General features: G+C 40.1%; 15 protein-coding genes and 1 tRNA gene. 12 read left to right on the top strand and 4 right to left on the bottom strand.

What is annotated here, in order from left to right:
• Window positions 1-207: 207 nt before the first annotated feature.
• The 3 genes from LI162_RS08910 to LI162_RS08900 all read right to left on the bottom strand — a co-directional run bounded on the left by LI162_RS08910 (window position 208) and on the right by LI162_RS08900 (window position 4,026).
• Entirely contained in the window at window positions 208-2,574 is a 2,367-nt protein-coding gene (locus LI162_RS08910) for an ABC transporter permease (RefSeq protein WP_227156327.1), read from the bottom strand.
• 15 nt (window positions 2,575-2,589) lie between these two features.
• The gene (locus tag LI162_RS08905) at window positions 2,590-3,288 is read right to left on the bottom strand and encodes an ABC transporter ATP-binding protein (protein WP_055156698.1); all 699 of its coding nucleotides are present in this window, start codon (window positions 3,286-3,288) and stop codon (window positions 2,590-2,592) included.
• Between the two features lie 252 nt (window positions 3,289-3,540).
• Window positions 3,541-4,026 (bottom strand): sporulation initiation factor Spo0A C-terminal domain-containing protein, encoded by a 486-nt coding sequence (locus LI162_RS08900; RefSeq protein ID WP_226865624.1) that lies wholly within the window; start codon window positions 4,024-4,026, stop codon window positions 3,541-3,543.
• Between the two features lie 190 nt (window positions 4,027-4,216).
• On the opposite strand from LI162_RS08900, the gene hypB (LI162_RS08895) reads away from it, so the two are divergent.
• The 3 genes from hypB (LI162_RS08895) (at window position 4,217) to LI162_RS08885 (ending at window position 5,735) form a co-directional block, all read left to right on the top strand.
• Window positions 4,217-4,885, top strand: a complete 669-nt coding sequence (hypB, locus tag LI162_RS08895; RefSeq protein WP_055156696.1) for a hydrogenase nickel incorporation protein HypB — start codon at window positions 4,217-4,219, stop codon at window positions 4,883-4,885.
• A 24-nt stretch (window positions 4,886-4,909) separates the two neighbouring features.
• Window positions 4,910-5,575: a hydrogenase nickel incorporation protein HypB gene (hypB, locus tag LI162_RS08890; protein ID WP_226865625.1), complete on the top strand. Its 666-nt coding sequence runs from the start codon at window positions 4,910-4,912 to the stop codon at window positions 5,573-5,575.
• Window positions 5,576-5,649: 74 nt separating this feature from the next.
• Window positions 5,650-5,735 (top strand) — tRNA-Ser (locus LI162_RS08885).
• 104 nt (window positions 5,736-5,839) lie between these two features.
• Here LI162_RS08885 and LI162_RS08880 read toward each other — a convergent pair.
• Complete coding sequence (locus tag LI162_RS08880) at window positions 5,840-6,208, bottom strand: metal-dependent transcriptional regulator (RefSeq protein WP_015529710.1); 369 nt, start codon at window positions 6,206-6,208, stop codon at window positions 5,840-5,842.
• 320 nt (window positions 6,209-6,528) lie between these two features.
• On the opposite strand from LI162_RS08880, the gene LI162_RS08875 reads away from it, so the two are divergent.
• The 9 genes from LI162_RS08875 to LI162_RS08840 all read left to right on the top strand — a co-directional run bounded on the left by LI162_RS08875 (window position 6,529) and on the right by LI162_RS08840 (window position 13,056).
• A complete protein-coding gene (locus LI162_RS08875; RefSeq protein WP_055148154.1) occupies window positions 6,529-6,738 on the top strand; it encodes a FeoA family protein in 210 nt (69 codons plus the stop codon).
• A gap of 48 nt (window positions 6,739-6,786) precedes the next feature.
• On the top strand, window positions 6,787-7,005 hold the full coding sequence (locus tag LI162_RS08870) for a FeoA family protein (RefSeq protein ID WP_015529712.1): 219 nt from the start codon (window positions 6,787-6,789) through the stop codon (window positions 7,003-7,005).
• Window positions 7,006-7,064: 59 nt separating this feature from the next.
• Window positions 7,065-9,248, top strand: coding sequence for a ferrous iron transport protein B (gene feoB, locus LI162_RS08865; protein ID WP_055148152.1), 2,184 nt, complete (start codon window positions 7,065-7,067; stop codon window positions 9,246-9,248).
• A 108-nt stretch (window positions 9,249-9,356) separates the two neighbouring features.
• Entirely contained in the window at window positions 9,357-9,539 is a 183-nt protein-coding gene (locus tag LI162_RS08860) for a FeoB-associated Cys-rich membrane protein (protein WP_055148150.1), read from the top strand.
• A 12-nt stretch (window positions 9,540-9,551) separates the two neighbouring features.
• Window positions 9,552-9,686, top strand: coding sequence for a hypothetical protein (locus LI162_RS15585; RefSeq protein ID WP_255616121.1), 135 nt, complete (start codon window positions 9,552-9,554; stop codon window positions 9,684-9,686).
• Window positions 9,687-9,701: 15 nt separating this feature from the next.
• Window positions 9,702-10,064 carry a heavy-metal-associated domain-containing protein gene (locus tag LI162_RS08855; protein ID WP_055148147.1) on the top strand — a complete coding sequence of 121 codons (363 nt, stop codon included), beginning with the start codon at window positions 9,702-9,704 and terminating at the stop codon, window positions 10,062-10,064.
• 65 nt (window positions 10,065-10,129) lie between these two features.
• The gene (locus LI162_RS08850; RefSeq protein WP_020435697.1) at window positions 10,130-10,537 is read left to right on the top strand and encodes a Fur family transcriptional regulator; all 408 of its coding nucleotides are present in this window, start codon (window positions 10,130-10,132) and stop codon (window positions 10,535-10,537) included.
• Window positions 10,538-10,620: 83 nt separating this feature from the next.
• On the top strand, window positions 10,621-10,950 hold the full coding sequence (locus LI162_RS08845; RefSeq protein WP_055148145.1) for a DUF6110 family protein: 330 nt from the start codon (window positions 10,621-10,623) through the stop codon (window positions 10,948-10,950).
• Between the two features lie 6 nt (window positions 10,951-10,956).
• Window positions 10,957-13,056: a heavy metal translocating P-type ATPase gene (locus LI162_RS08840; RefSeq protein ID WP_055148143.1), complete on the top strand. Its 2,100-nt coding sequence runs from the start codon at window positions 10,957-10,959 to the stop codon at window positions 13,054-13,056.
• Window positions 13,057-13,394: the final 338 nt, after the last annotated feature.

Below are 13,394 nucleotides of genomic sequence, written 5' to 3'. Positions count from 1 at the left end.
TGCACTGTTATGCCTAACTTAGAAGTTTGCAGGTTACTGTTCACTCCCGTGTCAATCACTTTGCTGATTGACACGGAGGATGCATGTTTTGGCTTGAATGCATCTCGCCCCATCACCAAAGGCGATTTAAAATGGCGGGATGCGTTGCTGGTCGCACATCGTGTGAACAGTAACGTCCGCAGGCAGCAGATGCAGGTACAGTTACGATTATTCAATATTTTTTAATGCCTGATCCATAGGTACTTTCTTGATCCTGCGGTATTCGATCAATGCAACAAGCAGGTAAGTTCCGAATCCTAGCAGGAACATTTTTACATACAGGATCGGATCAATATACAACGGAATCCAACCGGAAATACTGCTGATCATAATTCCACGGAAGAGAGCGTTCATGAGAACTGTTTCAATCGGAAAGCTCAGAAGCAGGAAGACCACGACCATAATGGTTGTAGACAGCAGATACAGACTGCTGATCTCTCGGTCAGAGTATCCAAGTATTTTTGTCATAGAGATTGACTGTGCATTCTTTTCGATAATGATCTTTGACAAAAGATAGATCAGAATCATAAAGAGCACGATTGAAAATCCGTCTAACAGATACATCATGCTTCCCATCGAAACATTCAATTGTCTGGAGATTTTAGACAGACTGTCAAGGTCAATCACAGAGCCGATGTATTTCTGGTCAATATCAGTGATCTCGCTGTCAGAGAGATAACCACTGAAGTAATCGGAACCAAGATCAAACAGTTTATTAAGCTGTTCTTGTGGAAGAAAAACGGTCAGACTACCTTCATAATCGTAGATTCCTTCAATAGAAAACGTGTATGTATCATCTTCATAAGCTTCCTTTAAAGTGATTTCATCACCGATATCCAGAAAATATTTATCTGCATAAGCAGAAGAGATGTATGCAGGAGTCGCATCAGAAGCGACCTCTTTTTTTGAAACATCTTTGTCAGATACAGTTTCCTGAAAATCAATTGGAAGATAGCGGCTGTTATCTGCAAGTCCATAGAGAAGGATTTCTTCTTCCTTATATTCCTTATCGGTTGTTTTCAGTGAATAAGCACTGAATTTCTCGGCATCAGGATTATCAGTTTCTACTTCATGCTGAAAATAGAGCATATTTACAAGGCTCTCCAGTTTATGATCTTCATCCATAGCATTGATCGGTATCTGCAAAATGTACTGGTAGTTACAAAGCAGATTATCTTTTAGAACAGTCTGATAATGATCGAGTACAGCAGGGAAGAGCAGACCGAACATCAACAGAAGGTTTGCAAATAAGATTCCGAGGAACAGCAGAAGGTAATTGCTGATATTCTGGAAAATCACACGTAGTCGGAAGCGACTGAAAAATGGAATTCTTTTGCTCAGTGATAATGTATGCTTCTGTTGTCTTCTTTTTAAGTCTCTGCGGAGAAACTTCAAAGGAGAAAGTGATAATTTTCTGTGAAGTACTGTGTAATTGACGAGAAGCATTAGCAAGATTGGAATGATCGTGGTAAGCAGAAATGCTTCTGCGTTCCAGACGGTTACATATGTTGGAAGACTGTAGCTTCCGTAATACATGCCGGCGCAGACATCTTTCATGATCGTATAGCCGAGAATATTTCCAATGAAAGCACCAATTAGCGTGACAAGGATAGGCATGGCCATATAATGTCGGATCAGTTCATTTCTGGTGTAACCGCTGGCAAGAAGAGTTCCGATGATATTTGCCTCTTTTGCAATGGTGTTGCTGATCGTAATGCCAAAGACAAAAGCCATGATCGCAATTACGATATAAAGAAATACGATCATCATTGCGCGGTCGCTTCCCATGTCATCCCGGGTAAATGTGATTGCCTGGTTAAGATAACGCGGAACAAATTCTTCCAGAGAAACCTCCTTGTTGATCGCTTTCATCAGATCATCAGATACTTCTTTTTCTTCTTTCTCTGTCGTAGGTTCATCATTGTATTTCCACGCATAGCAGTATTTTACAAGTGGAGAATCTAGTGATTCAAATGCTTCGGACGTTACAACTCCAATTCCGAATTTGACAGAATCAAACATGGAATCGTTGTTGTTCTGAAAAAGACAGCTGTAATCCGGAAGAGCAATGAATCCGGTAACTTTCCAACTCTGTGTATCACTTTTCAGTGTGTCTCCGATGGAAATCTTATTGTTGTCAGCATACATACGATCGATGGCGATTTCATTTGCCGCTTTTGGAAATTCTCCTTCCATGAGGCAGGCAAGATTCACTTGATCCCGGCTTTCAAAGATACGCATCGTACTGTCATTTGTTAAATCTTGTTCCAGATAGAAATTGTCATAGATATGAATACCATTTTCTTCTATAGACTGAATTTGTGCATCATTCATTTTTTCAGAAGTGCGGAAATGTCCGTTTTCTGTATTATATTTGTCAACCCCTTCATTATAAGCTTTGATCATGCTGCCATCGGCAACAAGGAATCCGGAGACAAAACCAATGGTTATTACAAGAAGAAGGAAAATGACAAGATATTTACCAAAGTCTTTCCGGAATTCTCTGGGGAGACGTTTGTTTAATGGATTTTTCATTGTCTGTTGCCTCCTTTACCAGTCAAGATCCTGGGCAGTGACTTTGTGGTCATTCAGGTAATTCTTTCGTACCATACCGTCACGAATTCGGACAACATGGTCTGCCATATCCTTAATCGCATCATTGTGTGTTACCATTACAACTGTATTACCGTACTTTTGATTGACTGTTTCAATCAGCTTCAGTATTTCTTTCGACGTTTTATAATCAAGCGCACCGGTTGGCTCATCACAGAGCAGAATATCCGGATTCTTTACAATCGCCCTGCCAATGGCAGTACGCTGTTGCTGGCCACCAGAGAGCTGATTCGGCAGCTTCTTCTGATGTGCAGAAAGACCGAGGGTATCAAGAAGTTCATCTACATCTAACGCGTGATCACTTAAGTAAGCACCGACTTCAATATTTTCGCGCACAGTAAGATTGGGAATCAGATTATACATCTGGAAAACATATCCAAGATGTTTTCTTCGGTATTGACTAAGACGTTTTGCAGTCATTTTTTCCATCAGCTCGTCTTCAATTATGATCTGACCACTGTCCGCACGGTCAATGCCACCGATGATATTCAATAAAGTTGATTTTCCCGAGCCGGAAGGTCCAAGAAGAACACAGAATTCTCCCTTTTTAATCAATAGATCAATGCCTTTTAAGACTTCTACACGACTGTCGCCTTGTCCAAAAGATTTTTTGATATTGGTTAAGGATAAAAACATAGTCAGCCTCCTGTCTTGTGTGAGAATTGAGTTTATCTTATTTCAGGCTCCCTTGTTTGAAAAAAGGATAGATAAAACTCACACATATTAGAAATGAATAGTATACGTTAGTTACAACTAACGATTATACCACAAAAAAGATGAAAAAGACACTATAAGAAATGTAAAAAATTATAATTATTTCAGATATAAAAAGGGCTTCCCGATGATTGAAGGGAGGTCCTTTTTGAAAAACAGATTGATTATTATATTTCATACATGCGTGCAGTCAGGTTCAGGTTGAAGTCGTTTTGCCACAAAAGAAAGCATGCTTTCGAGTACCTGACATTTATTGTTACAGACAGGGCAGAGGATGGAAGATACATTTTCTTCTGATTGGGTCGGGACGGTTTCTTGTGATAAGAAAATAAAATCGTATAAATATTCAAAAAATTCTTTATTCGTTGGTTTTCTGTCCATATAGGTTCTGTTGAAAATTATTTCAAGAATAGTTTTATTTTCCGAAGTCCAGATTGCATTGACCGTGTTGCGGATGTTTTTTTCTACACAAGACCAGCTTGTCTCATAATGGGCAGCAATATCGATGTACAAAGCTTTGGTAATATTGGATACACGAGTCTGATCCTCGTTTATCAAGAGTAATCCATACACAATGTAATCATAACCAAGACTAGTTCTGGCAGCAATAAGTTTATCAAGTGTAGATTTGATTTCAATTACGAGTGTATTGTGGTTCATGAGAGTCCCCCTTAGAAAGTAATATAGATAAGAAGGAAGAGCCTGTTTTTGATATCATATCTATTATATACGTATTTATTATATTTGTAACGATAAAATTTATGAGTGACTAAACAAATGTACAAAATTATTTCTTTTTGTTATAATGAAAAGAAAATAATAGCGGTGTTCGACACCGAGGGGAGAACGCATGGAAAAAGCAAAAGTAATAGAATTAAAAGAAACAATTCTTGAAGACAACAATGCAGATGCACAGGTGTTACGTCAGGAATTAAAGGCACAGAAAACGTGTCTGATGAATTTGATGTCCAGTCCGGGAAGTGGAAAGACAAGCACGCTTCTGGCATTGAAACCGTATTTTGAAGGGAAAATCAAGTGGGGTGTGATGGAGGCAGACATTGATTCTGATGTAGATGCGAATACACTGATCGAGGCGGGAATTCCATCGATTCAGCTGCATACAGGAGGAATGTGTCATTTAGATGCAGATATGACACGGCAAGGAATAAGAGCATTTGACAGAGATGAGCTGGATTTTGTTGTACTTGAGAATATTGGAAATCTTGTTTGCCCGGCAGAGTTTGATACAGGCGCAAACTTTAATCTGACAATTCTTTCAGTTCCGGAAGGAGACGATAAACCGGCAAAATATCCGTTGATGTATGAAGTATCTGATGTGTTAGTGATAAACAAAATCGATGCATTACCTGTTTTTGATTTCCGAAAAGACTATGTGGAAGCATGTGCAAGAAGATTGAACCCACAGATTAAGATTTTTTACATCTCTGCAAAGACAGGAGAGGGTATGAAGGAACTGGCTGATTATCTGTTGGAAAAGATACAGGAAGTGAATGCATGATATATAAAAGAAGGGAATAAAAACATGGGAAACGTCAGAGTGATTGAGATAAAAGAAAGTGTATTTGCGGATAATGATGCTACTTCAAAGGCAATCCGCGAGAAAATGAGTGCCCAGGGGACACTATTCTTAAATGTCATGTCCGGACCGGGGAGTGGAAAAACAACATTATTAAGTGCATTGATCAACAGAATGAAAGAGCAGCTGAGAATTGGTGAGATGGATGTAGATATCGAGACAAGTCTAGATGCACAGAGAGTCGCAGATCTGACTGGTGTGGAATCCATTCAGATCCATAATTGCGGATTATGTCATATTGATGCGGATATGGTATCGCGCGCACTGCTTGAATATGATACAGAGAACCTTGATCTGTTAATTCTTGAAAATATCGGGAATCTTGTCTGTCCGGCAGAGTTCGATACTGGGGCACATAAGAATGTGATGCTTCTTAGTGTGCCTGAGGGGGATGATAAACCACTGAAATATCCGTTGATGTTTCAGGTAAGTGATCTGGTGCTGATCAATAAAATAGATACTCTGGAGTATTTTGATTTTGATTTTGAACTTGCTAAGGAACGTATCTTGAAATTAAATCCAAATGCAGTCGTTCTTCCGGTTAGTGCAAAAACGGGAGAAGGATTAGAACAGGTGATTGACTGGATTATGAAAGAAAGAGAAAAGCTATAAGCAAATTCTCCCTTGATTTTTCAGAGGAAAATGCTATAATTATTCTTGTGTCTGCTTTGGCAGATGCAAGAGAAGGAGTTGTATCGAAGTGGTCATAACGGGGCGCACTCGAAATGCGTTAGCCCTCCGGGGCACGTGGGTTCGAATCCCACCAACTCCGTTTGTATGTTTAGCATGTAGGTATCATTCATTATAACGATAAGTAAAAGTAAGAAAAAAGCACTAACAGAAGAGATATCACTCTTCTGTTAGTGCTTTTTCGTTTTAAGAATGAGAAACAATATGTTTTTTAATTGCGTTGAAACTTTCCTCGCTGATCACATGCTCCATACGACAAGCATCATCAGCGGCAATCTGTGGATCAACTCCGAGTCTCTCAAGCCAGGAAGAGAGAAGAGTGTGACGCTCATATATCATGTCAGCAATCGCCTGTCCGGATTCTGTTAATGTAATATAGCCCTCACGAGATACAATAATGTGTTCGCTTTCTCTAAGCTTTTTCATTGCCACACTGACACTTGATTTCTTAAAGTTAAGCTCTGTTGCAATGTCGACGGCACGTACGACAGGAAGCTTCTTGCTTAACATGAGGATTGTCTCCAGATAATTTTCAGATGATTCATTTACATGCATAGGTAATGGCCTCCTCTATATAAATTATAATTTATCTGTATCACTATTTACAGTGAAATTTCATGTCTTTGCTTAGTATATCATAATTTATTCCTCACAGCAAATAATTTGCCAGACAAATTCCACATAGATTTGGAATGGCGTTGAACAGAAAAAAATAGAAAAACTGCAAATTAGTCATTGACAACTAATAAAGATTAGCATATACTAACTTACGAACAGGAGAGAAAATGAAAAAAATTATCAATCTCAACTGTTTTTAATAATCTATATCAAATGAGAATGGATTCTAATATCATTTAAGAAAGAAGCGTGAGATTATGCCACTTACAATGGCCAACATTGGCGAAACCAATACAATTAAGAGAGTAAGCGGAAATGATGAGACAAAGCGTTTTCTTGCGAATCTTGGATTTGTGCCCGGAGCAGAAGTGATCGTACTATCCGCAATTGGCGGTAACGTTATTGTTAATATTAAAGATTCGAGAGTAGCAGTAAATGCTGATATGGCGCGCCATATCATGATCTGATTGAGACGCTGAAAAAGTGATGAGTAAATTAAGAAAGGAGTATGTGTTATGACTTTAGGTGATGCAAAAGTAGGAACTACTGTTGTAGTTACAAAAATCGAAGGAGACAGTGCTTACAAACGCCGTATTATGGATATGGGAATAACAAAAGGAAGTGAACTTTTTATCAGAAAAGTTGCACCACTTGGTGATCCGGTTGAAATTACAGTTCGTGGATACGAGCTTACTGTCAGAAAGGCAGATGCACAGTGTGTAGAGGTTAAATAAGCCTACAGATACAAAAAATCTGATGAGAGATTCTAGAATTTAAGGAGGTAAAGAGAGTAATGGCAATCACAATTGCACTTGCAGGAAACCCGAACTGCGGTAAGACAACACTGTTTAATGCTCTTACAGGAGCAAACCAGTATGTTGGAAACTGGCCGGGAGTAACGGTAGAGAAAAAAGAAGGTAAGATCAAGAATAAGAAATACAAAAAGGAAGACGTTACAGTAACTGACCTTCCGGGAATCTATTCCCTTTCTCCATATACACTTGAGGAGGTTGTCAGCCGTGATTATGTTCTGAATGAGAACCCGGATGTAATCGTTGACCTTGTTGACGCAACTAACATCGAACGTAATCTGTATCTTACAACACAGCTTGTTGAGACAGGAGTACCGGTTGTAATCGCATTGAACATGTGCGATCTTCTCGCTAAGAGAGGTATTAAGATTGATGTAAAACGTCTTTCCATGCTGATCGGCTGCCCAATTGTTGAGATTTCAGCGTTGAAGCAGAAAGGTCTGGATGAACTGATCGATGAAGCAATCAAAGTTGCAAAGCAGAAGGAAGTAAAACTTCCTGGTGAGATCTTTGCAAAAGATATAGAAGCTGCTGTAGAAAGCGTAAAGGAAATCCTTCCTGATACAATTACAGAAGATAAAAAAAGATGGTACGCTGTAAAGTTCCTTGAAAATGACAGCAAAGTTGTAGATCAGATAAAGCTCTCAGGTGCAGCAAAAGCAGTTGTTGAAGATGAAAGAACAAAACTGGAAAAGAAACATGATGACGATATGGAAAGTATTGTAACTGACGGACGTTATCAGTTTATCCAGAAGATTGTCGGAACTACTGTTAAAAAAGCAAAAGAAAAACTGACAACATCGGATAAGATTGACCGTATCGTTACAAACCGTATCCTCGGTATTCCGATTTTCATTGCAGTTATGTGGCTTGTATATTACATATCTGTCACAACAGTAGGTACATTTGTAACAGACTGGACAAATGATACATTCGTTGGAGCCATTCAGGAGGCAGTTGGAGGATTCCTTACAAATGTCGGAGCAAGTGATCTGATCAATGGACTTGTAGTGGATGGTATCATCGGCGGACTTGGAGCAGTACTTGGATTCGTTCCACAGATGGCGATTCTGTTCCTCTTCCTGTCTATTCTTGAAGACTGTGGATACATGGTGCGTATCGCATTCGTCATGGACCGTGTGTTCAGACATTTCGGACTTTCAGGCAAGAGCTTTATTCCGCTTCTGATTTCTTCAGGATGTGGAATCCCTGGAATCATGGCTTCTAAGACAATTGAGCAGGACAACGACAGACGTCTTACAATCATGACAGCAACATTTATCCCATGTGGAGCAAAACTTCCAGTTATTGCTATGATGGGTGGAGTTATTGCCGGTGAAGTAGCAGGATATCAGGAGAGCTCCTTCATTGCACCATTGATGTACTTTGTAGGAATCGTTGCAGTACTTGTTTCTGCAATCATCCTGAAGAAGACAAAACCTTTCTCAGGAAAACCGGCTCCGTTCGTAATGGAGCTTCCACAGTACCATATTCCACAGGCTAAGACAGTTCTCCTTCATGTTTGGGAGAGACTGAAAGGATTCATCATCAAAGCCGGAACAATCCTGTTCCTTGCATGCGTAGTAATGTGGTTCCTTGGAGGATTCGGATTTACAGCAGATGGATTCGGACTTGTAGAAGACAGCGCAGACAGCTTAATGGCAGCAATCGGCGGAGTGATCGCTCCACTGTTCGCACCACTTGGATTTGGTGAGTGGCAGCCTGTAGCAGCATCTATCTCAGGATTTACAGCGAAAGAAGCAATCGTTTCTACAATGGGAGTTCTTGCAAATGTGTCCGGAGATACAGAAGACGCAGTGACAGTAGCGCAGGGAGTTGCTTCCTGGTTCCCGTCAACAATTGCAGCATTTACATTCCTTCTGTTCAACCTGCTTGACTCACCTTGTCTTGCAGCAATTGCGACAATGGCACAGCAGATGCAGTCCAGAAAATGGTTCTGGTTTGCAATCCTGTTCCAGAATGTATTCGCTTATGTTGTTTGTCTGATTGTATACCAGGTGGGATCTTTTGTAACAGGCGGAGCATTTGGTGTAGGTACAGCAGTAGGATTTATCTTACTGATCTTCCTTCTGTTCATGCTCTTCAGACCAGATCCGTATAAAGATCAGAAAGTATATTCTAAACGTTCCGTGCAGGCAGCGTAATATGAAAAAGCAAGAATGCGGAAGTGTTCTTGAATAAAATGGAGCTGGGTGCAGGAAATGTATCCGGCTCTCTGTTATAATTAGAGAAAAAGCGAGGTGTTGAAGACAATGATAGCAAATATTGTAATAATAATTTTGATAATCGGATATTGTATTTTTCTCATTTATAAAGCATATAAGAACCATAAAGAAGGGAAACATGTCGGATGCGCCGGGTGCAGCGGCAACTGTGGAAGCTGCGGCGGATGCAGTGCGGCAGCAGGGAAACCTCAATATACAAAGAAAAAGTAAAAGGGGATCAGAATGGGAAATTCAACAGGTTCTATGTTTTACGCATTTGGTGCATTCCTTTTGATTTACCTTGTTGGTGTATCCATCTATCAGATCTATCTGTGGATTAAAAAATGGCGGGAAAACAGAGACGAGAAAGAAGACTAAAAGAGGAATCACAAAATGGCAGATATTATTATTGTATTAATTGTAATCATATTGCTCGGACTGGCTCTGAAAGGATCAATCAAACATTTTAAAGGAGAAGGTCCTTGTTGCGGAGGCGGTTCAGGAAGCAACAAGAAAGCAAAAACAAAGTTTTTAGACGGTCCGGTGATTGGCAGAAAAACGTTGAAGATTTCAGGAATGCACTGCGAGCATTGTGCGAATACCGTAACAAATGCATTGAATGGATTGGATGGTGTTACTGCAAAGGTGAGTTTGAAGGAAAATAGTGCAGAAGTTTCCTACGACAGAGAAATTGATCAGGCAGATTTAAAAAATGCAGTAAAAAATGCAGGTTATGAGGTCACCTCTATCTCATGAGAGTGAAACTCTGTGAGATGGCGAAGTAACTGATACAGCGAAGACCAGAAAGCAGGAGGTGTACCGTGAGTAAGAAAGAGCAGATTATTGAAAAATTAAAAGAAAACGGATGCCGGATCACAAAACAGCGTAAGATGTTGATTGATATTATTTTGGAAAATGAATGCTCAAGCTGTAAAGAAATCTTTTATAAGGCATCCCAGGCAGATGAAAAGATCGGTGTGGCAACTGTTTACAGAATGATCAATGCATTAGAAGAAATCGGAGCAATCAACAGAAAAAATATGTATAAAGTTGATTGTGCGCAGGATTGTCCGGAAGATGGGGGATGTATCATCATGCTGGATGATGATACGATCTTTAAACTTACGGAAACAGGATGGAACAAGGTGATCCGCGAAGGACTGAAACATTGCGGTTATGTAAAAGATCAAAAAGTAACATCAATTAAATTACCGGATAATAAACGATAAAATTTATCGACAAATGCAGTTAGAATTGACTATCTGCATAGTGAGTTGATATGATGTATAAAAATTTTAGGAGGTTTTATACAATGTGGGATATATTTAAATTGAAAAAAGCAGGAATCTTTGCAGGAGGTGTTCTTTTCGGAACAGCGGGAGTGAAAATTCTTGCAAGTGATGATGCAAAGAAAGTTTACACAAACTGTACAGCAGCAGTTTTAAGAGCAAAAGACTGTGTGATGAAGACAGCAACAACTGTTCAGGAGAATGCAGAAGATATCCTTGCAGAGGCTCAGCAGATCAATGAGTCACGTGCAGCAAAAGAGGCTGAGGCTGTCTACGAAGCAGAAGAAGCAGAAGAGACAGAAACTCAGGAAGAGAATATAGGTGCGCAGGATTTCAAAGAGGAAGAAGTTTAAATCTCTATGAAATTTATTGTAAAGCATGAGATCAATGGCCGCCTTCGTATCCATGTTGTCCAGAAAAGGATGACATATACGGAGGCGGATACTCTATCTTGGTTTCTCTCCAATCAGAAGAATGTAACAGATGTAAAAGTATATGAACGCACCGCAGATGCTGTGATCTGTTATGTTGGAGATAAGGAAGAGGTCTTGAATTTATTGAAGCAGTTTTCTTATGAAAATGCAATTCTTCCGGAACATGTTGCTGCAGGTTCTGGAAGAGAGCTGAATGCTGTTTATCAGGAAAAGCTGGTCATGAAGACAGTTCTTCATTATGGAAGTAAGTTATTCCTTCCAATGCCGATCCGTGCAGTGATTACATCTGTAAAATCAGTGAAATATATCTGGCACGGAATCCGTTGCCTGATGCATGGTAAGATAGAGGTTCCTGTCCTGGATGCTACAGCAATCAGCGTTTCCGTATTCCGTAGAGATTATGCTACAGCTGGATCTGTCATGTTCCTGCTTGGAATTGGTGAGATCATAGAAGAATGGACGCATAAAAAGTCTGTCGGAGATCTTGCGCGCAGTATGTCACTGAATGTCAATAAAGTGTGGCTGAAGAGAAATGAACAGGAGATTCTTGTAAAATCATCAGATATTGAGCCGGGAGACCATGTTGTGATCCGTATGGGAAATGTGATCCCGTTTGATGGGGAAGTAGTTACTGGTGAAGGAATGATCAATCAGGCATCTCTTACAGGTGAGTCACTTCCTGTAAGAAGAAGTGTAGGACAGTCTGTTTTCGCCGGAACAGTTCTCGAAGAAGGTGAGATTGAAGTTCTTGTCAAAGCGGTATCAGGCTCTACCAGATTTGAAAAGATTGTGACAATGATCGAGGATTCTGAAAAACTGAAGTCTTCTGTAGAAGGTAAGGCAGAACATCTTGCAGATAGACTTGTTCCATATACATTACTGGGGACAGGTGCAGTCTGGCTTTTGACAAGAAATATTACGAAGACACTGTCTGTTCTGATGGTAGATTTCTCCTGTGCATTGAAGCTTGCGATGCCGATCACTGTACTTTCGGCAATCCGTGAGGCAGGCGAGAACAATATCACAGTGAAGGGTGGTAAGTTCTTAGAGGCCGTGGCCGATGCAGATACAATCGTTTTCGATAAGACAGGAACATTGACAAAGGCAACGCCGACAGTGAAAGAGATTGTTGCTTTCAGTGAATACTCAGAAAATGATCTGCTTCGTATTGCAGCATGTCTGGAAGAACATTTTCCTCATTCTATGGCAAAGGCCGTTGTAGATGCAGCGAAAGAAAGACAGTTGTCTCATGAAGAAATGCACTCAAAGGTAGAATATGTTGTGGCACATGGAATCTCTTCCTCTATTGATGATAAAAAGGTTCTGATCGGAAGCAGTCATTTCATTTTCGAAGATGAAAGATGTATGATTCCATCCGAATATCAGGATAGATACGATTCATTAAAACCAGAATACTCTCATCTGTATCTGGCAATTGAGAAACAACTTGTTGCAGTTATCTGCATTGAAGACCCACTTCGTGAAGAGGCAACAGAAATGGTTCATGATCTGAAGAAAGCCGGTATCCGTAAAGTTGTTATGATGACAGGTGACAGTGAGCGTACAGCGGCGGCAATTGCGAAACGCGTTGGCGTTGATGAATATTATGCTGAGGTTCTTCCGGAAGATAAAGCGAATTTCGTTGAGAAAGAAAAAGCAGAAGGAAGAAAAGTAATTATGATCGGTGATGGGATCAATGATTCACCTGCTCTTTCAGCGGCGGATGCGGGAATTGCGATCAGTGACGGCGCAGAGATTGCAAGAGAGATTGCAGATATCACGATTGCGGCAGATGACCTGCGTGAAGTTGTGACGCTGAAACTTTTGGCAAATGCCATGATGAAGCGGATACATAAGAATTACAGAAATATCGTCGGAATCAATTCAGGACTGATTCTGCTTGGCGTGACAGGAATTGTCCAGCCGACAGTATCTGCACTTTTGCACAATGCGTCTACATTGATGATAAGCCTTGGAAGTATGAAGAATCTGCTGGATGAAAATAAAAGAACAGAACTTGAGTAGTTACTGTGAACAGCAATCTTGAGTGAAACAACATAAAATAAAAAAGGCAAGAAAAAGAACTGCCGGGATTAACTTTTGTAGAGGTTTGTCCCGGTAGTTCTTTTTTATATGTTAGGAAAGTTCTTTCCTAACATATAAAAAACGCTCCGCTCAGGATGCGCACTGCGGCGTACAAGGTAGGTGTCGCAAGCGACCGCCGCAGGCGCAAGAAGGTGCCAAGGCACATTCTTTATTCTAATGAGAAACATTATCAGTAAATGATATTGATATTACGTTTTCATTATAGTATAGTAAATACATAGGTTAGGCACAACTAACGAACAAGGAAGATATGTGGA

The organism is Mediterraneibacter sp. 210702-DFI.3.120 (assembly GCF_020561005.1).
Lineage (GTDB): Bacteria > Bacillota > Clostridia > Lachnospirales > Lachnospiraceae > Mediterraneibacter > Mediterraneibacter faecis.
This window is presented reverse-complemented; position numbering and strand designations above follow the sequence as displayed.